The 19,891-nt window shown below is 70.7% G+C and carries 14 protein-coding genes; 4 read left to right on the top strand and 10 right to left on the bottom strand.

The features are described 5' to 3' along the window. Positions 1-2: 2 nt before the first annotated feature. From ABH936_RS05660 to ABH936_RS05650, 3 genes are read right to left on the bottom strand one after another with little or no spacing between them, the layout of a single operon-like run. Positions 3-1,076 carry a glycosyltransferase gene (locus tag ABH936_RS05660; protein WP_165583530.1) on the bottom strand — a complete coding sequence of 358 codons (1,074 nt, stop codon included), beginning with the start codon at positions 1,074-1,076 and terminating at the stop codon, positions 3-5. Then, positions 1,073-1,915, bottom strand: a complete 843-nt coding sequence (locus ABH936_RS05655) for a glycosyltransferase family 2 protein (protein ID WP_165583529.1) — start codon at positions 1,913-1,915, stop codon at positions 1,073-1,075. The genes ABH936_RS05660 and ABH936_RS05655 overlap by 4 nt, the downstream gene beginning before the upstream one ends. Before the next feature lie 2 nt (positions 1,916-1,917). After that, positions 1,918-6,168 carry an alpha-(1->3)-arabinofuranosyltransferase family protein gene (locus tag ABH936_RS05650; RefSeq protein ID WP_404602796.1) on the bottom strand — a complete coding sequence of 1,417 codons (4,251 nt, stop codon included), beginning with the start codon at positions 6,166-6,168 and terminating at the stop codon, positions 1,918-1,920. Positions 6,169-6,282: 114 nt separating this feature from the next. Between ABH936_RS05650 and ABH936_RS05645 the strand changes: the two genes are divergently transcribed. Next, positions 6,283-7,614, top strand: a complete 1,332-nt coding sequence (locus ABH936_RS05645) for a lipopolysaccharide biosynthesis protein (protein ID WP_241724470.1) — start codon at positions 6,283-6,285, stop codon at positions 7,612-7,614. A 128-nt stretch (positions 7,615-7,742) separates the two neighbouring features. Here ABH936_RS05645 and ABH936_RS05640 read toward each other — a convergent pair whose 3' ends face one another. The 6 genes from ABH936_RS05640 to ABH936_RS05615 all read right to left on the bottom strand — a co-directional run bounded on the left by ABH936_RS05640 (position 7,743) and on the right by ABH936_RS05615 (position 13,358). Then, complete coding sequence (locus ABH936_RS05640) at positions 7,743-8,615, bottom strand: class I SAM-dependent methyltransferase (protein ID WP_404602795.1); 873 nt, start codon at positions 8,613-8,615, stop codon at positions 7,743-7,745. 132 nt (positions 8,616-8,747) lie between these two features. Then, positions 8,748-9,215, bottom strand: coding sequence for a hypothetical protein (locus tag ABH936_RS05635; protein WP_038568428.1), 468 nt, complete (start codon positions 9,213-9,215; stop codon positions 8,748-8,750). Continuing rightward, the gene (locus tag ABH936_RS05630; protein ID WP_404602794.1) at positions 9,190-10,704 is read right to left on the bottom strand and encodes an acyltransferase family protein; all 1,515 of its coding nucleotides are present in this window, start codon (positions 10,702-10,704) and stop codon (positions 9,190-9,192) included. The genes ABH936_RS05635 and ABH936_RS05630 overlap by 26 nt, the downstream gene beginning before the upstream one ends. 33 nt (positions 10,705-10,737) lie before the next feature. After that, positions 10,738-12,603 carry an acyltransferase gene (locus ABH936_RS05625; RefSeq protein ID WP_038568434.1) on the bottom strand — a complete coding sequence of 622 codons (1,866 nt, stop codon included), beginning with the start codon at positions 12,601-12,603 and terminating at the stop codon, positions 10,738-10,740. Then, positions 12,600-12,722 (bottom strand): hypothetical protein, encoded by a 123-nt coding sequence (locus ABH936_RS05620; RefSeq protein ID WP_268746208.1) that lies wholly within the window; start codon positions 12,720-12,722, stop codon positions 12,600-12,602. The genes ABH936_RS05625 and ABH936_RS05620 overlap by 4 nt, the downstream gene beginning before the upstream one ends. 45 nt (positions 12,723-12,767) lie before the next feature. Next, positions 12,768-13,358: a hypothetical protein gene (locus ABH936_RS05615; RefSeq protein ID WP_404602793.1), complete on the bottom strand. Its 591-nt coding sequence runs from the start codon at positions 13,356-13,358 to the stop codon at positions 12,768-12,770. A 94-nt stretch (positions 13,359-13,452) separates the two neighbouring features. Between ABH936_RS05615 and ABH936_RS05610 the strand changes: the two genes are divergently transcribed. Both ABH936_RS05610 and ABH936_RS05605 read left to right on the top strand, forming a co-directional pair. Next, positions 13,453-15,438 carry an acyltransferase family protein gene (locus ABH936_RS05610; RefSeq protein ID WP_404602792.1) on the top strand — a complete coding sequence of 662 codons (1,986 nt, stop codon included), beginning with the start codon at positions 13,453-13,455 and terminating at the stop codon, positions 15,436-15,438. Beyond that, positions 15,435-16,517: a sugar phosphate nucleotidyltransferase gene (locus ABH936_RS05605; RefSeq protein ID WP_404602791.1), complete on the top strand. Its 1,083-nt coding sequence runs from the start codon at positions 15,435-15,437 to the stop codon at positions 16,515-16,517. The genes ABH936_RS05610 and ABH936_RS05605 overlap by 4 nt, the downstream gene beginning before the upstream one ends. 123 nt (positions 16,518-16,640) lie before the next feature. Here the strand turns inward: ABH936_RS05605 and polA are convergent, their stop codons facing one another. After that, positions 16,641-19,310, bottom strand: a complete 2,670-nt coding sequence (gene polA, locus ABH936_RS05600; RefSeq protein ID WP_404602790.1) for a DNA polymerase I — start codon at positions 19,308-19,310, stop codon at positions 16,641-16,643. A 46-nt stretch (positions 19,311-19,356) separates the two neighbouring features. Here polA and ABH936_RS05595 point away from each other — a divergent pair, with 46 nt between their 5' ends. Continuing rightward, a complete protein-coding gene (locus ABH936_RS05595; RefSeq protein ID WP_006943746.1) occupies positions 19,357-19,818 on the top strand; it encodes a PaaI family thioesterase in 462 nt (153 codons plus the stop codon). Positions 19,819-19,891: the final 73 nt, after the last annotated feature.

The following is a 19,891-nucleotide window of genomic DNA, read 5'->3' as shown; positions in this document are numbered from 1 at the left end:
CGTCACTCGAACTCGGCAAAGGCCTCGCCCATCTTCGCGCTCTGACGGCGGATGTCGTGCTCGGCGAGCATCCGCGCGCGGTTCGCCGCCGACGCCGCACGCGCGGCCGAGTCGTCGGTGAGGAAGTGCACGAGACCCTCGGCGAGCGCGTACGCGCCCGACTCCGTCAGCAGGTTGGGTGCGCGCACGGCTTCGTCATTGGTGCCGCACGCGGTCGTGACGACGGGCAACCCGCACGCCTGCGCCTCGAGGTAGGCGAGGCCGAGCTGTTCGGTCCACTTCCACGTCGGGCGCGGCGCCGTCGTGAAGACGCGCGCGGAGCGCAGCAGCTCGGCGACGCCGGGCGCGTCGAGTGATCCGGCGCGCACGACGGCGCCCGGTTCGGCCTGCTCGGCCTCCTCGACGAGCCCCGCGAGCGGCCCGCTACCGGCGACGACGAGTTGTGCGTCGGGCACGCGCCGGCGCACGAGGCGCATCGCGTCGAGGACGGTGTCGATGCCCTTGTTCGCCGCGAGCGGCGAGGTGAACACGACCCGCGGTCGGTCGGCGAGTTCGGCCGCGGGGTGGAACAGTTCGACGTCTATGCCCGGCTTGACGACGCGAACGCGCGACAGGTCGAATCCGTTGAGTGCGAGGTGGTCGCGCGCCGCGTCGACCATGCAGAGGATGAGGTCGGCGTCCCGGGTGCTCTCGAACGCCTGACGGTACGGCGGCAACGCGTACAACGGTTGGCGCGGCAGGTTCTCCCACGTGATGACGGCCTGCCGCAGCCCCGGGCGGCGTCGGCGCCGCGCGCTGAGCTGGCCGGTGACGAGCGAGCACAGCTCGAGGCTCGCGACCCAGTCGGGGCGCGTCCGCTCGAGCTGTTCGTCGAGCCCCTGCGCCCACGCGAACGCGCCGGCCTCGATGAAGCGCGTCACGGGGCGACGGTACGTCGTCGGCATCCAGGTGAGGTCGCCGAACGGCTCCTCGCGCGCCATCGCCGTGACGTGTGTGCCCGGCATCCGCGACATCCAGTACAGCTCACGGCGCGGCCGCTGATCGGGCAGCGACAGCCACAGCAGCTCGCGGGTCATCGCGCGTGATCGCGCCGTGCGCTCGCCGCGCCGAGGGCGTAGCCGACGGCCTCCATCGCGCGCATGCCGACCATGCCGACCGCGTGCAGCGGGCGACGCGCGAGGTCGTCGCGGTGCGCCCAGTACGCCGTCAGCACGTCCCGGCCCTGCTGGCCGACGGCGCCGTCGTGCTCGGCCGCGAACGCGGGGATGCTGCGCCCGTAGTAATAGCGCTTGGAGAAGACGTCGCGCAGCGTGAGGCGGCCCTCGTCGTGGTCGATGATGATGGGGGCGAGCTCGATCCGCTGACCCGCGCGGCGCATCTTGAGCCGCAGATCCGCGTCCTCCGGCCCCGACATCGCGAGGTGGAACTCGCCGTCGGTGCGCATGAAGTCACGCCGCAGCAGCCGCGGGTTGTGCAGCCACGGCTGGTCGAGGTAGCACTCGCGCTCCAGGGCCCGGCAGGCCGTCCAGAAGCCGTCGCCGATCGTGCGCTCGGGCAGCGCGACGCCGTCGGCGCCGGTGCGCTGCGCCGTGTCGAGGGCGACCTCGATCGCCCGCGGCGGCAGGATCATGTCGCTGTCGAGCCACACGATCCACGGCGTCTGCGCGGCATCGATGCCGCGGTTGCGCTGCGCGGAACGTTCCGGCCCGCCCTCGAGGTAGACATCGGCCCAGCTGCGCGCGATGTCCTTCGTCGCGTCCGTGCTGGCGTTGTCGACGACGATGAGCGTGACGCCCGGCTCGCTCTGCTCCTTGACCGAGCGCAGCGTCGCTTCGAGGGTGCGCTCGTTGTTGCGCGTGGGCACGATGACGCTGACACCACGCTCGAACATCGCGTCAGGGGTTGGCTCGTCCATCATCATCCTCGTTCTGCGATCGCCCGGTCGGTCGTGGCTGTCTTCGTGGCTGGGTCCGTGGCCGCCTCGGTGTGCGGCCCCGCGCGGTGGCTGCCGCCGCTGCGGCGTGCGGTTCGTGGCGCGTCGTGCTGACGCAACAACCCGATGAGCGCGATGACGAAGCCGGCGCCCGCGATGCGGTGCGGCCACATGTTCGCGGCGATGGCGTCGGCGCTCACCTGCCCGAGGCTCGGGTCGAGCAGGAGGAACGCCCCGACGCCTGCGAGCACGAGCAGCGCCCCCGCGACGACGAGATGACGCGAGCGCACCCGCGACAGGCGCAGCGCCGCGACCGCGACGAGCGAGGCGACGAGGCCCGCGGCGCCGACGCCGAACGTCGCGGCGACGACGCATGCCACGTCGAGGCGCAGGTACTGAGCGTCGCTGCGCCGTGCGAGTGCGTCGGTGCGGCGCATGCTGCGCGTGTACGTCTCGCTGCGGTGCGGCACAGGCGCGCGCAGGCCGCCGCGTCGGGCGGCGACGATGACGATGGCGGCGATCACCGCGAGCGTCAGCAGCGTGACGATCAGCGCCGCGTTCGCCCAGCGCTGCGGCGCGAACCGCATCTCGACGGTGCCCTGCGCGCCGGCGGGCAGGATCCAGCCGGTGCTGTAGCCGTCGATCGTCGTCGGGGCGGGAAGCGCCTTGCCGTTGAGCGTCGCGCTCCAGCGTGCGTCGTAGCTCTGGCCGATGACGACGGCGCTCGGCGTCGCGCTCGATTCGAGGCGGATCGTCTTGTGCGTCGGCGTGTCGTCGGTGACGCGGAACGCGGGCGCCGCGGGCACGCTCGTCGCCTGCTTGCGGTTGTCGCGCAGGTCGAGGGAGTCGAGGACGAACCCTGGGGCCTGCTCGATGCGGCGATCGCCGGCGTCGAGCGTCACCGGCGTGCACGAGACCCAGCGCGTGCCCTCCTGCGAGGAGCGGGTGATCGTGTCGTCGTCGAGGCGCATCGGCACGGCGCGCCCGTCGATCGTCGCGACGTCGAGGCAGCGGTTCTTGCCGGGTGAGTCGAACGGGCCGAGGTCGGAGGTCTTCATCGACGCGCCCGTGTCGATGCGGGTGAACTCGGCGGGCGTCGCGAGCTCCGGGCCGTCGGCGGCGTCGATGACGACCCGCACGCGCGAGCCGCGGGTGCCGTCGGGCAGCGCGATGTGCGTGTCGCCGTTCTTGTTCACCGACGAGCTCGCGACCTTCTTGCCGTCGACGAGCACCGACACCTTCGTCGCCCACTGCGTGCGCTTCGCGTCGCCGAGCGTCGGTTTCTGCGTGAGGTCGACGCTGGTGATGTCGCGCGGCGCCGTCGTCAGCTGCCACCAGGCGCCCTTGGGCGAGGCTCCCCCGGGCACCCAGCCCGTGTCGCTCTTGCCGTCGGCCGCGGCCGAGGCACGGTACTGGCGTTTGTCGAACCACACGCCCGACGACGTCGCACGCACCGCGTCGCTGTACCCGGCGACCTCGTCGTAGATCTTCTCCAGGTCGTCGCCGTCGATCCGCACGCGCGCGTCCGCGGTGAACGTGCGGCCCTGCGGCAGGGAGACGACGCGACGCAACGCGATCTCGCTGTCGTCGGCGGCCGCGGGCGTGTTCTCGACGCGGCGCAGCAGGACGTCGAGGGGCGCGGACGAGAACGCCGAGCGGCCCTTGTCGTCGAGGTTCGTGTAGAGGCGTGTCAGCGTCGTCGGCGTGCGCGCGGCGCGCGTCGCCTTCGGCCCGGGCAGGCCCAGTTCGGAGATACCGACGAGGTTGAAGCCGTCGCCGCGGATGCTGTCGATGTGGACGCTGACCCGGTCCGCGCTCGCGCCGCCCATGTTGAAGGTCGCCTTGCCCGAATCGGGGACGCGCACCGTGACGGAGCGGCCACCCGCCGTCATCGTCGCCTTGTCGATCTTGACGGGGCCGAGGTCGGGTTGGGCGATCGTGACAACACCGAGCGTCTGCCTCGCGGGCAGGGTGAGGTCGAGGCGCTGGCCGACGGCGCGGCGGAAATCGCCGAAGCGCCAGCTCGTGTCGGGGTTGCCGTCGAACGCGTTCTCGGGCACCGCGTACGGCAGGTCGAAGAACGTGCCGCCGGAGGTGGACGCGGTGACCAGCGTGCCGGAGCGCAGCAGCACCGTCTGATCGTCGGGAGAGTCGCCGAGCGTGCGCGTCGTGCCGAGCGGGTCGCCTGCGGCGAGCAGCGCGCCGTTGTTCGCGGTGAGGCGCTGCGCGATGGCAGAGCGTCGCGCGTTCGTGTCGGTGATGACGAGGCGTCCCTTGGCCTGCAGCGCGCGCGTCAGGGCGGCGGCGTCGAGATCCTGCGCGTACTGCACGCTCGGGGACGTGCGCAGCAGCCCGGCGTTCACCATCTCGGGGAACGACCAGCCGTCACCCGCGACGACGAGGGAGTTCGCCATGCTCTGCGCCCGCACGGCCGTGCGCGGGTCACGCACGGTGTACAGCTGCACGGGGCGCAGGCTCGCCTCGTCGTACCCTGCGGGCGAGGCGACGGGTGACAGGACGTTCTGCCCGGGCTTGCCGAAGTTGCCCGAACCGAACAGGCCGGTGTCGGTGCCGATGAGCGCCTGCACGAGGGCCGGGCGTGCTCCCCCGTCGTTCTCCCAGACGGTGTCGTGGCGCACCAGGACGTTGTCGGAGCCGAGGTAGCGCGCGAACGTCGACACCATGTCGCCAGAGGCCGTTCCCGACTGGACGGTGTCGTCGAGCGCCGCGAGGAAGTTGCCGCCGGGCGCGCTCGCGTTCGGCGTCGTCTCGGGGATGACGGCGTCGCGCTTGAGCAGCGAGTTCGTCAGGTCGTCGGGCCGTTGCACCGTCCAGCGGTACGTCGGGCGCGTCTGACCCGGCAGAACGAGCGTCGAAGAGTGCGGCGTGCCGTCGTCGGCGGCACGAGCTGCGTCGTCCCAGTACGACGGGATGTCCATGCGCGAGATGTAGAGCCCGTTCGCGAGGGCCGGCAGCATCCAGGCGGCGACGATGATGCTCGCGAGGGCCGCGGCGATCGGCGCGAGACCGGAACGGCGGCGCACGAGACGCGTGAGGTGGACGGCACCGAACGCGAGGGCGAGCGCGAACGACAGCGCGAGCAGCGCGCCGATCTTGTTCGTCGTACGGAAGGCGGCGAGCGGCGGAAACGACAACGCGGCTTGGATGAGCCAGCCCGCGGGGCTCTCCGCATGGTTCTCCCCCGAGAACAGCCCGACCATGACGACGGCCGCGATCGCCGCCGTCAGCGCCGCGGCGCGCCGCACCCCGGTGCGGGCCCAGCGCAGCGACACGAGCGCCAGCGCGGGCCACAGCGCCGTCAGGGCGATGACCCAGGGGCTCGTGATGTAGGCGGCGTTCTGCGGCACCCACGGACCGGCATCACCGTGGCCGTACAGCGGCCACAGCCCCAGCCCACGTAGCACCTCGGTGAACGAGGAGACCTTGTGGATGCCGTCGAGGGTCTCCGACGTGCCGACGATCTGGCTGCCGGTGGCCACGGCCGACATCGCCGGCACGAGCCAGTACAGCGACACGGTGATGACGAACAGTGCGCACTTCGCGGTGACGGCGGCGATCTCACGCCATGTGCGGTGCAGGTGCCAGCGCGCGACGGCGGCGATCGGGGTGATGCCGAACAGCTGGAACAGCGGCACGACGGCGACGTTCATGCCGCTCATCGCGAAGAACGCGAGCCCGAACAGCGCCGACCACGCCCACGACGACGGCCGCTGCAGGGCGCGTAGATAGCACAGCAGCAGCCACGGCAGGAACGCCATCGGCAACGCGATGGCGAGCGTGTTGCCGGCGGCGATCGCGTACGGGTTGGCGAGGTAGAACACCGCGGCGGCGAGCCCGAGCCAGCGCGTCGAGCGCGGCGCGACGGTGCGCGTCAAGCGCGCGGCGCCCCACGCCGCGACGAGCCACAGCGCGAGGTGGAAGATCTTGAACGTCCACTCCGGCGACAGCCCGATGCCGCGCAGCGCCGACAGCACGAGCAGCACGGGCACGAGACCGACGTTGAAGTTCGCCGAGCCCAGGTACGGCGACGCCGTCCACGACGACAGGTAGCGACCCACCATTTCCCACGGCGCGAGGTACACCTCGGGCTTGATGTCGGTGTTGAAATGACCGAGATCGTTGAGGAAGACGACGGCCGCGAGCACCACGGCGGCGACGGCACAGGCCACGGCGTAGGCATCGGGGCGTCCGCGGCGCAGGATGGGTCGTCGCACGAGCGTCCTTCCGGGCCTGGGCCGAGGGGGTTCACGGACGGTCGACCGTGAAGCACCTAATATAACCAGCAGGTAGCCCACGTCACACGGGCGTTCGGAAGTAGGGTCGTGCTGGTGAACGCCACATCCGCCGACGCGCGCCCGGTTCCGGCCTCCGACGCGGCGGAGGCCACGTCGGAGGCGCCGTCGGGGCGCGGCGGCGTCGTGCTGGCCGTCGCGATGGGGCTCGGCAACCTGCTCAGCTACGTCTTCGTCCTCATCCTCACGCGCGCGCTCGGGCCGGCCGGTTTCGGCGCGTACTCGGCGCTCATCACGCTCGGCATCGTCCTCGTCATCCCAGCGGGCGCGCTGCAGGTCGTCATCGCACGACGTTGGGCACACCCGTCGCTGCGCTCCAGCGGGCTGGGGCTCGCCGTGCGGGTCGGCGTCGCGCTGAGCGTCGCCACGATGCTCGCCTCCCCCGGCGTCGACGCGCTGTTCCACCTCGGCGGTTTCGAGCCGACGATCGCGATGGCGTTCATGCTCCTGCCGATGACGCTGACGGGCGCCTACCAGGGTGTCCTGCTCGGCAGCGGCGCCATCGCCCGCCTCGCCGCGCTCTACGTCGTGACGGCGGCGACCCGCGTCGCCGGCGCGCTCGGGTGCGCGGCGGCGGGCGCGAACGTCACGGAGGTCTTCGTCGTCATGGCGCTCACCGCGTGGTGCGCCGCCGCGTTCGGCCTGTGGGCGAGCCGCGACGCGCTCGTCGGCGTCGGCGCGGGCAGCGACGGGTTGGCGCGCGAGATGTGGCGATCGAACTCGACGCTCGCCGCGTTCACGGCGCTGACGAACGTCGACGTCGTCCTCGTGCGTCACTTCCTCGCCCCCGAGACGTCCGGTGCCTACGGTCTCGCCTCGACGTTCGCGCGCGCCATGTGCTGGGGCACGCAGTTCCTCGCGCTGCTCATCGTGCCGCGCCTCGCAGCCTCGAGCGCCTCCGCGGCGCACGCCGATTCGGGTGCGAATACTGGCGCGACGAACGGCACCCGCGCGTTGTGGCGGGCCGCCGGTTTCGTCGTCGCGCTCGGTGTGACCGGCTGCGTCGTCGGGTCGCTGCTCGACGCTGACGCCGTCATCGCCTCCGTCGGTGGCCACGCGTTCGACGGCAACGGCTCCCTCGTCATCGCGTGCCTCGCACTCGGCACCGTCTGGGCGCTCGCGCAGTTGTGGCTGTTCTCGCAGATGGCGGGCGACGACACGCGCCTCGGCATGCTGACGTGGGTCATGGTCGCCGTGGAACTCGTCGCCGGGTGGCTCTGGTGGCACGACAGCGTCTGGCAGATCGTGACGCTCGCCGCGGCCTGCGCGGGCGTCGTCGTCGTGGCCGGCGCGTGGCGCTCGCGCAGCACGCGCGTCACCCACGTCGAGGACGCCGAGGACCTGCTCGTGCTCGATCACACGAGCTGACCCCCGACGTCCTTCGACCTCAAGGTCGGCTCGCACCGCTCGAACCGGACCCATCCGCTCAGGCTGGTCGGCCTAGTCCTACCGCCCCCATCGGGGGGCCGGTTTCGCTCGGCGCGGCCCAACAGGGCTCAGTGCTGGTCAGTGCTCTTCTGGCCGTCGCTCTTCACACCGTCGTCACCGATCTGACGCGAGCGGCCGAGCAGCACCTTCGCGACGGCGGTGATCGGCCCGGGCACGACCCCGACGGCCTTCCACATCGCCGCGTTGAGGCGGTCCTGCACCGTCGTCTGGTAACGGCGCAGCATCTCGTCCTGACGGCTGAGGCGCTTCGCGCTGCCGGGGCGGCGACGGAACGTCAGCGCGTGGAGGCCGTTCGCCCAGCGCGGGTCGTCGGCGTGCGCAGCGTCCCACTGCTCGACGATCTGCCAGCCCGGGTGGCGCGTCAGGAACAGCCTGTGCGCCTTCTGCACGACCGGCCACGACGCGTCGTCGATGAGGACGAGCGCCTCGTCGGCGAGCAGCGGCTCGACGGCGGCGAGCGCGAGGTAGTGCGACAGCAGCGTGTGCTCACCGTCGTAGAAGTAGACCCCGACGGGGCGATCGAGTGCGCCGGGGCGCACCATGAGCTTGAAGCAGTCACCTTCGAGCAGCGTGACGTCGGCCTCCCCGGCGTGGGTCTCGAGGTTCGTCATGAGTTCGCGGCGCGCGAGCTCCCCCGCCATGCCGAACTCCATGAAGTTCTCCATCGCGGCGAACGTCTTGTCGTCGTTGCCCTGCACGGCGGCGCAGATCGAGCGACCCTTGAACGTGCCGACCTCGAGGTAGGCCTCGTCGGCGGGCATCGTTGCGGCGGCATGGTTGAGGACGGCGAGCTCGTTGGGCGCGGTGTACCCCGCGACCTCGTCGCACAGGGCCGACCAGCGCGGGTCGATCGGGTCCGACGTCGCGGGCTCACCGGCGAACAGGGCCGGCAGGTCGCGGAAGAAGGTCGAGGTGTCCATGGCGTTCCGTCCGTCGTGAGGGTCGAGAGGTGCGCGCGTACCGCGCGGTAACCGGTGACCATGGTCACACGTCGGGCGCACTTTCGCATGCGGTGTTCGACAACTCGCGCGCCGCCCCACGCGGGGTGAACCTCACCGTGCGGCGCCCGCGCGTTGCACCTGCGGCGCGAGCCACGTCCAGATCATCGCGGCGCCGCGCGGGGTGAAGTGCAGCGTGTCCTCGTAGAGGCTCACCCCGTTGATGACCGAGCGGTAACCGGCGCTGCACGTCTGGGCGTGCAGGTCGGCGAGCACCGCATCGGGGTGATGCTTCACCCACGCCGCGATGACGCCGTTCGCCCAGTCGACGGCGGCGTCGTTCGAGCCCTGCTCGGCGAAGAAGCGCAACGACGGATCGAGTCCCACCGGGTCGATGCGTCGGCACGGGAGATTGACGACGACCGTGCGCTCGACGCCTGCGGCGCGGGCGCGCTGTCTCCAGGAGTCGAGGGCCAGCTCGATCGCCTTGGCGCCCTGCGGCGTCTGCGGCGCGGCGATCACGCCGTCAAGGCGGTGCGTCGTGAGGAAGTGGGCGTCACCGACGATGACGAGAGCGCGCATGCGCGTCGCGCAACTGCTTCTCGACGCCCGCGCGCCAGCTCGCGCAGCGCGTGGACTCGGCGACGTCCTGGCCGTCGTGGCTGATCGGCGCGGGCACGAGGTCGCAGCCGATCATCGTCGCATCGCTCATCGACAGGTCGGTGTAGACCGACGGCGAAAAACCCTGCGCGAGTGAGGAACCCACGCTGTCGCCCACGATGCCGGCGTCCTGGTGCGCGCCCGTGCGGTAAGCGGGCGTCCCCGCGACGAGCGGCGGCACGTCCGTCGGCACGCCGGGTGCGCTCGTGCGGGCCTGGGCGGCGCTCGCCACCGCGAGCACCCCCGACGCGCCGATGGCGAGGGCACGGCGACGGCTGCGTCGCAGGTGCGGCCACACGCCACGCAACCCGTCCTGCAGGATCGGCGCCTCGAGGGAGCGGAAGCTCACGACGGCGAGCGCGAACGTCACGACGAACTGGAGGAACCCGAGCGCGGGCTGCGGCACGTCGGGGCGCAGCCACAGGTGCACCGGCCAGTGGTAGAGGTAGAGGCCGTAGGAGATCTGTCCGACGAAGGCCAGCGGCTGCCAGCCGAAGACGCGGTTGATGGCGAGGCCGCGCGGGTCGATGCTCGACCAGCCCATGAGCGAGGCGCCGAGCGCGAACAGCAGCACGCCGCCCTTCGCGTAGACCCACTCGGTCTGCGCGTCGAGCAGGAATGCCGCGCTGATCGACACGATCGTGCCGAGGATGCCGAGGGTCTGTGTCACCTCGCGCGACGGCAGGCGCGGCCCCCGTCCGTCGGCGCCGACGCCGAAGGCGAACCCGAACGCGACACCGACGAGCAGCGCCTGCACGCGGGTGTCGGTGCCGTAGTACAGGCGCGCCTGATCCTCGAACGAGGCGAGCCCGAGGTGCGCCGTCCACCACGCACTCAGGCAGGCGAGCGCCATGACGAGGGTGAAGCGCAGGCGGCGCGAGCGCGTGAGTGCGCAGATCGCGAGGATGAGGAACGGGATGACGACGTAGAACTGCTCCTCGACAGACAGCGTCCAGGCGTGACGCAGCGGCGACGGGTTGCCGATCTGGTCGAAGTAGCTGTCGCTCCGGCCGATCAACCTCCAGTTGAGGTAGAAGCCCAGGGTGGCGAGTGCGTCGCCGCCGAACTGCTTCTGCTGGGCGGGTTGCTCGAGGAAGGCGGTGTGCGTCAGAACTGCGGCGACGAGGACGAACATCGCGGGCAGCACGCGCCGCGCGCGACGCACGTAGAAGCGGCGCACGTCGATGCGACCGGTGCGCTGACGTTCCTTGATGAGGATGCGCGCGATGAGGAAGCCGGAGAACACGAAGAAGTGGTTGATGCCCACCCAGCCGCCGACGAGGCCCGTCGCGCCGAAGTGATACGCGATGACGAGTAGGACGAACAGGCCGCGGTAGCCGTCCATGGCCGCGTAACGATCGGTGCGGGGACGCTCGACACGGCTCCCGCGCGAGCGTGCGGATGTGCTCATCGTCTGGCCACCATGCTCATCGGGCTGCCTCGTTCATCGGGCGGCCGCCACGATCTGCGGCGCGAGCCAGCCCCAGATCATCGGGGTCGCCTCGGGCGAGAAGTGGATGCCGTCGTCGTAGAGCGTGATGCCGTGGCGAGTCGGCTGGTACGACGAACCGCACACCGCGCCCGCGAGGTCGAGGACGGGCACGTGGTGTTCCTTCGCCCACGCCGTGATGATCGCGTTGACCCGTTTCGGGTGCCCAGCCTCGGCGACGAGTTGGGGGAACTTGTCGAAGTCGCCACGGTACTCGGGCGGCACCTGCAGTTCGTCGATGGTGCGGCACGGCACGGTCGTGACGGCGAACTTCGCCGCGCCCGAGGTGCGCGCGGTGGTGAGGGTCTTCGTCAGCGTGCGGGTGATGAGGTCGCGGTAGGCCGCGTCGTCGAGCCACAGCACCTTGCCGTCGACGTCGTGACGCAGTGCGAGGTAGAGCGTCGGCATGAGCACGGCCAGCCGGGAGTCGGAAGAACGCACCGTGGGCCCGAACGCCGCCTTCGCCTCGCGACACGGCGCGTCGTTGGGTTGCTGACGCGTCGCCATCCACTGCACGGGCGCGTCGAGCAGGTCGCAGCCGGGGGCGCCGGCGTTCGTCACGACGAGGTTCGAGAAGTTGTCCTTCGGCATGCGCTGGGCGAGGAAGTACGGCACCGAGTCGCCGTACAGCGTGACGGCGAGTGGTCGGGCGGGAGGCGTGTACGTCGCCTGGCCCTCGACGAGCGTCGGGATGTGCGCGACGTACTGCGGGTACTGCGGCGCAGACACCTCGTGGGCCGCCGTGCTCGCCCCGGCGGGGATGGCCAGCGCCGCGACGAGGACCCCGACGAGACCGACGGCGCCCGCGCGCCGCCCACCGAAGGCCCGCACCCCGCGTTTGATGACGGGCTTCTCGAGCCAGCGGTAGCTCGCGTCGGCGGCGGCGTACGAGAGCACAAGCGTCGCCACCGCGAGCGGGATGACGTGCCCGCGACCGAAGGCGCGCACGAGCCACAGGTAGATGGGCCAGTGGTAGAGGTACGGCCCGTAGGAGATCTTGCCGGTGTGCACCGCGAGACGGTTGGCGTGCAGCCGCACGAGCGGCGTCGGCACGCGTTGGGCACACCCGATGATCCACGCGAGGCCGGCGAGGCTCGTGAGGAGCATCCCGCCGCGGGTGAACATCCAGTCACTCAGCGGCTCGATGAGCGCGATGCCTGCGAGCGTCGCGACGAGGCCGACCCAACCGAGGATCTCGAGCCGGCGGTCTCCCGCATCGAGCGGATCGCGACGATCCCGTGCCCGCAGCAGCCCACCACCACGTCCACGATGCCCCGTCCACACGCCCGCGGCGACACCGAGGGCGAGGGCCTGCATGCGCACGTCGGTGCCGTAATAGGCGTGTGCCTGCCCGCCCGGTGAGTCGAGATCGATCGTCGACGCCCACGCCGCCGACGCGAGCGCGAGGACGACGAACCCCGCGGTGCGCGCGCTGCGGCGGTGCGCGTACGTCAGCGCCGCGATGATGAGCAACGGCACGACGAGGTAGAACTGCTCCTCCACCGACAGGCTCCACGCATGGCGCGTGATGCTCGGGTGGGTGAACTCCTCGAAGTACTGATCGTCGCGCAGCACGAGGCGCCAGTTCATGACGTACGTCAGGGTCGCGAGGATGTCGCCGCGCAGGTACGTGCGCTCCGCGGCTGGCGCGAACGCCCACCCGTCGAGGGTGACGGCGCCGACCATGACGAGCAGCGCCGGCGCGAGGCGACGCACGCGCCGTCGGTAGAACTCACGCACGCTGATCCACCCGAACTCACGCTGCTCGGCGAGCAGCAGGCGCGTGATGAGGAACGCCGAGAGGATGAAGAAGACGTTCATGAGGATCCACGCGCCGGCAGGAACGTCAGTACACCGACGTGCCACAGCATGAACACGACCATGCTGTAGCCGCGGATGCCGTCGAGCCCGGGGCGGTAGGCGAACAGTTTTGAGGCCATCGTCGTTTCTCCTGGCCTCGTTTCGCGGGGCCGGTACGGGCAGCGTCAGTCGCGCTCTTGGTCCGACAGGCGCTTGCGCCCGCGCGCGGTGCGGCGCTCGTGCACGTCGTCGTCCTCGCCGTCTTCGCCTGCGGCCCGCTCGACCTTCTCGATGCGCACGCCGCGCTCGTGGCGCTCTGCGTCGCGGTCCTCGTCACCGAGGCGTGCACGACGTGCGGGACGCTCCTCGGCGTCACGACGCTCGCGCCGCGCGGGGCGCACCGGACGCTCGTCGTCATCGTCGTCGTGCTCTTCATAACGGTCGTAGCGCTCGCGTCCGCGCGCGGCGCGCCCGGAGCCGTGCGTGCCGAACAGGAGGTAGCCGAGCGCGGCGGTGGTGAGCGCGAGCGCGAGGAACAGCAGCGCGCGGTGCAGCGATTGCCCCTCGATGATGTTGCACTGCCCCTTCGCGAGGCCGGAGGTGTTGGGGGACATCGGCGAACCGCAGCCGAACAGGCTGCCGTCCTTGCCCCGGAAGTTCGTCGGGGAGACGAAGAAGTAGACCGCGACGGCCAGGAGCAGCGCGGAGATGATGGCAGCGATCTTCGTGCCGGTCGCGAGACCCGTGGGGCCCGCCTCATCGTTCGTGTTCAGCATGACCGCATGCTAGCGGTGGATTCACCTGCAATGAGGTGTATGTCACAAATACACTCAGGGCTTCGAACGAATGACTCGTGGAAGAGGATCGACCGTGGCTCGCCGCCCCCACACCCCCCTGACATACCGCCCGGCCCTCGACGGCCTGCGGGCGCTCGCGGTGCTCGGTGTCCTCGTGTTCCACCTGTGGCCGAACGCGGCGCGCGGCGGGTGGCTCGGCGTCGACCTGTTCTTCGTCCTGTCCGGCTACCTCATCACGACGCTGCTCGTACGCGAGTACGTCCAACGCGGCGGCATCGACCTGCGCGGGTTCTGGCTGGCACGCGCCCGACGGCTCATGCCGACGCTCGTCGTCGTCCTTCTCGCGGTGCTCGTCATGGCGACGTTCTGGACGTTGCCGTCGCGTCGTTACGCCGTCTCGCTCGACGTGCTCTCGACCCTCGCGTACGTCGCGAACTGGCACTTCATCTCCGGTGACGAGGCCTACTTCGCCTCGAACGGCACGCCCTCTCCCCTGCGTCACGCATGGTCGCTCGCCATCGAGGAGCAGTACTACCTGCTGTTCCCGCTCCTGCTGCTCGCGCTCACGCGGTTCCTCACGCGCCGCCGCCACCTCGCGTTCTGGTTGCTCGCGCTCGCTGCTGCGTCGGCGCTGTGGATGGCGCACCTGTACGTGCCCGGCGTCGACCCGACGCGCATCTACTACGGCACCGACACCCGCGCGTTCGAACTGCTCATCGGCGCCGCCGCGGGTGCCTGGATCGGGCCGTCGCAGTGGGGTCATGCGCGCCCCGCGCCGTGGCTGCTGTGGCTCGAACGTCTCGCGTGGCCGGCGCTCTTCGCGCTGGTCATCGCGATGCTGACCTTCGACGAGTCGTCGTCCGGGCTGTTCCGTGGCGGGCTCGTCGCGTTCTGCGTCGTCGCGCTCGTGCCGATCCTCGCGGCAGCCTCGCCGCACCCGAACAGCTTCCAGCACGTGCTGTCGTTCGAGTGGCTGCGCCGGCTCGGGCTCATCAGCTACGCGCTGTACCTGTGGCACTGGCCGCTGCACGTCTACCTCGCGCCCGAGCGTCTCGGCCTCGACGCGGCGTGGGCGGGCGTCGTCCAGGCCGTCGCCGCCCTCGTGCTCGCGACGGCGACCTACCGCTTCGTGGAGCAGCCCGTGCGCCGTGGCGGGGTGCGCGCCCTGTGGCCGCGCTCGCCTGCACCTCGTCGGCTCGCCCCGATCGCGGCCGCCGCGACGGCACTCGTCGTCGCCGGTGGGGCGCTGGCGCTACCGCACGTCTCGGGTGGCGGTTCAGATCTGGAAGCCGGTTCGGGTGGCGGCGAACTGACGTACGCGATGAAGACGTACACGCCCGGTGAGGACGTCAAGGCGATCCTCGTCGGCAACTCGATCCCGCACAGCCTGTTCGCCAACTTCCCGCAGACACGCTTTCCCGACCTGCAGCTGACGGAATCAGCGAGCTTTGGATGCACGACGTTCGCCGGGCAGGAGAGCAGCGGCGGCCAGCCGGTGCCGTCGCTGTCGAAGTGCGACCAGTTCCACGACGACTGGTACTACGGCCTCGCCGGGCGCGACACGATGCTGTATTTCCTGCCGCAGAACCTGCTCAACGACTACGCGGTCGACGGACGGACGCTGCGCACCGGCAGCGCCGAGCACGACGCGTTCGTGCGCTCCAGCCTCGACGGCGTCGCGCAGAAGGCGAAGCAGCAGAACATCACCCACCCCTACCTCGTCGACCTGTCGTGCCACCGCGTGCCGACGATAGGAACCGACCCGACGGTCGTCGCGACCAACGACACCGCGAAGGTCGAGCATCTCAACGACGTGGCGAAGGGCTGGGCGCGTTCCAACGGAGTCACCCTCATCGACCAGTTCGGCTTCCTCTGCCCCGGCGGGCAGTATCACGGCCGCATCAACGGCGTGAACCTCTACGCCGATGGGCTGCACTTCACCAGCGAGTCCGGCCCGATCTTCTGGAACTGGCTCGCCCCGCAGATCCAGCAGCACGGTGACGGGTCGGGCGCGTCGAGCACCAGCTCGTCGAGTGCGTCGAGCACCAGCGGCCGATGAGCCTGCACGCCGTCGTCCTGGCCGGTGGGTACGGCACCCGGCTGCTGCCGTTCACGCGCCGCACGCCGAAGCACCTGTTGCCGATCGGTGACGAACCCGTCATCGCGCACCAACTTCATCGTCTCGCGGCGGCGGGCGTCGAATCCGTCGTGCTCGCGACCTCGTACCACGCGGACGCCTTTCGTCCGGCGCTCGGTGACGGCGACGCGTACGGCGTCCGGTTGCGCTACAGCCGTGAGGAGCATCCGCTCGGCACCGCCGGCGCGCTGCGTCACGCGTGCGGGTTGCTCGATCTCGCGTCCGACGACGACGTGCTCGTCCTCAACGGCGACCTCATCACCGAGCATGACCTCGGCGCGCAGGTCGCCGCGCACCGGGCGCACCGGGCGTGTGCCGTTCGCGCCGGCGACGCACCCCCGATGCTCGCCACGATCCACGGACGCGCCGTGCCCGACGCGTCGGCGTACGGGTTGCTACACCTCGACGAGGCCGGGCGCGTCACGGCGTTCGAGGAGAAGCCACCGAGTGCGCCGGCGGGCGTCGTCAACGCGGGCACGTACGTCGTCTCCCCCGCCCTGGTCGATCTCGTGCCCGTCGACGCGGTCGTCTCCCTCGAACGCGAGGTGTTTCCTGAGGCGAGCGAGCGCGGCGGGGTGTTCGTCAACCGCGACGACGCACCGTTCCACGACATCGGTACGCCCGCCGCCCTGCTGGCGGCGAACCTCGCCTGGGCGCGTGAGCGTGACCTCGACGCCGTCGACCTGCGGGGGGTTGCTGGCACCCCTGACGCGGGTGCGATCTCCGGCAGCCTGCTGCTGGGCGGATCACGCGTCGCCGCCGACGCCATCGTGAACGGCTGCATCATCGGGCCCGGCGCGGTCGTGGGGGCGGGCGCCGTGCTGGAGGACTGCGTCATCGGTGACGACGCCGTCGTCGCACCGGGTGTGCGCGCCCGCCGTGTGACACTCGACGTCGGTGAGCGACTGGGCCAAGAGCCCCATCAACGGCTCGAAGGGTCCCCGGCCGAAACCGCTGGCCCCCGGGCCCGAAGCGGTGATGAGCACCTCCGAGATGAGTGAAAAAGATCCCCAACCGGAATCTTCCACTCTAGGTCGGCTGCTCGGCCGAGAGGCAGCTGCGAACGTCTTCTTCTCACCGGCCGACCCGACGTGCCGGCTGTCGACCCTCACGGGCGGCGGCCGTCAGTGCTCGGCGTCCTGCCAGCTGCGTCCGGTGCCGACGTTGACGTCGAGCGGCACCGCGAGGTCGGCGGCCGCACCCATCTGCTCGCGCACGATGCGTTCGACTTCGTCGCGTTCGCCCGCGCCGACCTCGACGATGAGTTCGTCGTGCACCTGCAGGAGCACCCGCGAGCGCAGGTTCGCCGCGCGCAACGCCTCGTCGACGCCGAGCATGGCCTTCTTCATGATGTCGGCCGCCGAGCCCTGGATCGGCGCGTTGAGCGCCATGCGCTCGGCCATGTCGCGGCGCTGACGGTTGTCGCTCGTCAGGTCGGGCAGGTAGCGGCGCCGGCCCATCATCGTCTCGGTGTAGCCGGTCGCGCGCGCGTCGTCGACGATCTGACGCAGGTAGTCGCGCACCCCACCGAAGCGTTCGAAGTAGCCGTCCATGAGGCGCTGCGCCTCGGCCGTGGAGATGCGCAGCTGCTTGCTCAGGCCGAACGCCGACAGCCCGTACGCGAGGCCGTACGACATCGCCTTGACCTTCGCGCGCATCTCGGAGGTCACCTCGCTCGGCTCGACGCCGAACACGCGTGAGCCGACGAACCGGTGCAGGTCCTCGCCGTCGTTGAAGGCCTGGATGAGGCCCTCGTCGCCGGACAGGTGCGCCATGACTCGCATCTCGATCTGGCTGTAGTCGGCGGACATGAGGCAGTCGTAGCCCTCGCCGACCACGAAGACACGACGGATGCGTCGACCCGATTCGGTGCGGATCGGGATGTTCTGCAGGTTCGGGTCGGTCGAGCTGAGACGCCCGGTCGCCGCAATCGTCTGCTGGTAGGTGGTGTGGATGCGGCCGTCGTCACCGATCGACTTGATGAGGCCCTGCACCGTCGAGCGCAGCTTCGAGGCGTCACGGTGACGCAGCAGCGCGTCGAGGAACGGGTGCGGTGCCTTTTCCGACAGGTCGGCGATCGCCTCGGCGTCCGTCGTGTACCCCGTCTTCGTCTTCTTGGTCTTCGGCAGGCCCAGGGTCTCGAACAGCACGACCTGCAACTGCTTCGGCGAGCCGAGGTTGACCTGATCACCACCGATCGCGTCCCACGCGTCCTGCTGCGCGGCGACGACCTGCGCGTCGTAGTCGGCTTCGAGTTCGTGCAGCGCGTCGAGGTCGACGGCGATGCCTGCCTGCTCCATCGTCGCGAGCACCTCGACGATCGGCAGCTCGAGCTCGGCCATGAGCTCGATGCCACCGACGTCGGCGACCGCCTCGTCGAGCGCGGCGGCCAGGGTCGCGACGGCCGCGGCGCGCGCCATGGCGTCGTCGCCCTGCGTAGCGCCGACGTCACCGAGGTCGAGCATCCCCTGACCGGCTGCCTGCTTGCTGGTCTCGGGCAGTTCGATGTGGCAGTAGCGCAGCAGCAGATCCTCGAACCCGTACGAGCGCTGGTCGGGTCGCACGAGGTAGGCCGCGATGGCGGTGTCGTTCGTCAGCCCTGCGAGGGTGAGACCGCGCGCGGCGAGGGCGTGCATCGGGCCCTTCGCGTCATGCAGGGCCTTCGCCTTCGTCACGTCGGCGAGCCACTCGGCAAGCGCCTGCTCGTCCTCGGGTGCGAGGGTCGTCAGGTCGACGTACGCGGCGCGGCCGCTCTCGTCGGCGATCGCCAGGCCGCTCGCGTCACCCGCGCCCTTCGCCCACGTGCCGTCGACGAACAGCCCGGCGCGCCCGGTGATACCGGCGAGCCACGTCTCGACCTCGCCGTCGCCGAGCACGACGCCGTCGACGCTGACGTCGCCCTCCGCCTCGGGCTGCGCCGTGCCGAGCGTCGCGAACAGGCGGTCGCGCAGCACCTTGAACTCGAGACCGTCGAAGACGCGGTGCACCTCGTCACGGTTCCAGTCGTGGCGCGCGAGGTCGTCCGGCGTCACCGGCAGCGGCACGTCGACGAGCAGCTGGTTGAGGCGTCGGTTGCGCAGCACGCCGTCGAGGTGGGCGCGCACGTTCTCGCCGGCCTTGCCCTTGATCTGGTCGACGTTGGCGACGAGGCCCTCGAGGTCGCCGTACTGCCCGATCCACTTCGCGGCCGTCTTGGGGCCGACACCGGGCACGCCGGGCAGGTTGTCGCTCTTCTCGCCGACGAGCGCGGCGAGGTCGCTGTAGCGCTCGGGCGGCACGCCGTACTTCTCCTCGACGGCGGCGGGCGTCATGCGCGTCAGCTCCGAGACGCCCTTGACGGGGTACAGCACAGTGACGTTGTCGCGCACGAGCTGCAGCGCGTCGCGGTCGCCGGAGCACAGGAGCACCTCGTCGAAACCGGCCTGCGTCGCCTGGGTGGTGAGTGTCGCGAGGATGTCGTCGGCCTCGTACCCGTCGAGTTCGAGATGCGTGACGCCCATCGCGTCGAGCACCTCCTTGACGAGGCTCACCTGCCCCTTGAACTCGCTCGGCGTCGTCGCGCGGCCCGCCTTGTACTCGGCGTACTCCTCGCTGCGGAACGTCTGACGCGACACGTCGAACGCGACGGCGAGGTGCGTCGGTTCCTCGTCGCGCAGCAGGTTGATGAGCATCGACGTGAAGCCGTACACGGCGTTCGTGTGCTGCCCCGTCGAGGTCGAGAAATTCTCCGCGGGCAGCGCGAAGAAGGCCCGGTAGGCGAGGGAATGTCCGTCCAACAACAACAAGCGCTTCACACGTGGCAGCCTATGTCCCAGCACCGACAACCCGAAAGGCGAGACCATGACGAGCTCCCCCACGCCCGAGACCGCAACCCACGCGCCCGAGATGACGCAGGAGCAGATGCTCGACGAACTCGCGCAAATGAGCCGCGGCACGCTCGACGAGCGCATGGGCATCCGCGTGCTCGAGGCCTCCCCCGAGCGTGTCGTCGCGACCATGCCCGTCGAGGGCAACACGCAGCCGTTCGGGTTGCTGCACGGCGGCGCGAACGTCGTTGTCGCCGAGAGCGTCGGCTCCATCGGCGCGAACATGGCCGCCGGGCCGGGACGATTCGCCGTCGGGCTCGACATCAACGCGACGCATCACCGTTCCGCGAGGAGCGGCATCGTGACGGCGACCGCGACGGCGCTGTCGATCGGGCGCACCCTCGCGGCGTACGACGTCGTCATCACCGACGATGAGGGCAACCGCACCTGCACCGCCCGCATCACGTGCATGCTGCGGGATCTGCCGAAGGGCTGAGACGCCTCCTCTGGCGACGAAGGGTTGTGGAGGCTCGCGATACCCATCGCGCGAACCTCCACAACCCTTCTCG

The sequence above is a fragment of the Dermacoccus sp. GAS27A genome (assembly GCF_044909235.1).
Lineage (GTDB): Bacteria > Actinomycetota > Actinomycetes > Actinomycetales > Dermatophilaceae > Dermacoccus > Dermacoccus nishinomiyaensis.
The sequence above is the reverse complement of the archived record's forward strand: the minus strand, read 5'-3'. Positions and strand labels throughout refer to the sequence as shown.

Bases quoted from the DNA above. Each gene is read 5' to 3' on its own strand.
- ABH936_RS05660 (WP_165583530.1), bottom strand. From the start codon at position 1,076: ATGACCCGCGAGCTGCTGTGGCTGTCGCTGCCCGATCAGCGGCCGCGC.
- ABH936_RS05655 (WP_165583529.1), bottom strand. From the start codon at position 1,915: ATGGACGAGCCAACCCCTGACGCGATGTTCGAGCGTGGTGTCAGCGTC.
- ABH936_RS05640 (WP_404602795.1), bottom strand. From the start codon at position 8,615: ATGGACACCTCGACCTTCTTCCGCGACCTGCCGGCCCTGTTCGCCGGT.
- ABH936_RS05635 (WP_038568428.1), bottom strand. From the start codon at position 9,215: ATGCGCGCTCTCGTCATCGTCGGTGACGCCCACTTCCTCACGACGCAC.
- ABH936_RS05630 (WP_404602794.1), bottom strand. From the start codon at position 10,704: ATGAGCACATCCGCACGCTCGCGCGGGAGCCGTGTCGAGCGTCCCCGC.
- ABH936_RS05625 (WP_038568434.1), bottom strand. From the start codon at position 12,603: ATGAACGTCTTCTTCATCCTCTCGGCGTTCCTCATCACGCGCCTGCTG.
- ABH936_RS05620 (WP_268746208.1), bottom strand. From the start codon at position 12,722: ATGGCCTCAAAACTGTTCGCCTACCGCCCCGGGCTCGACGGCATCCGC.
- ABH936_RS05615 (WP_404602793.1), bottom strand. From the start codon at position 13,358: ATGCTGAACACGAACGATGAGGCGGGCCCCACGGGTCTCGCGACCGGC.
- ABH936_RS05605 (WP_404602791.1), top strand. From the start codon at position 15,435: ATGAGCCTGCACGCCGTCGTCCTGGCCGGTGGGTACGGCACCCGGCTG.
- ABH936_RS05595 (WP_006943746.1), top strand. From the start codon at position 19,357: ATGACGAGCTCCCCCACGCCCGAGACCGCAACCCACGCGCCCGAGATG.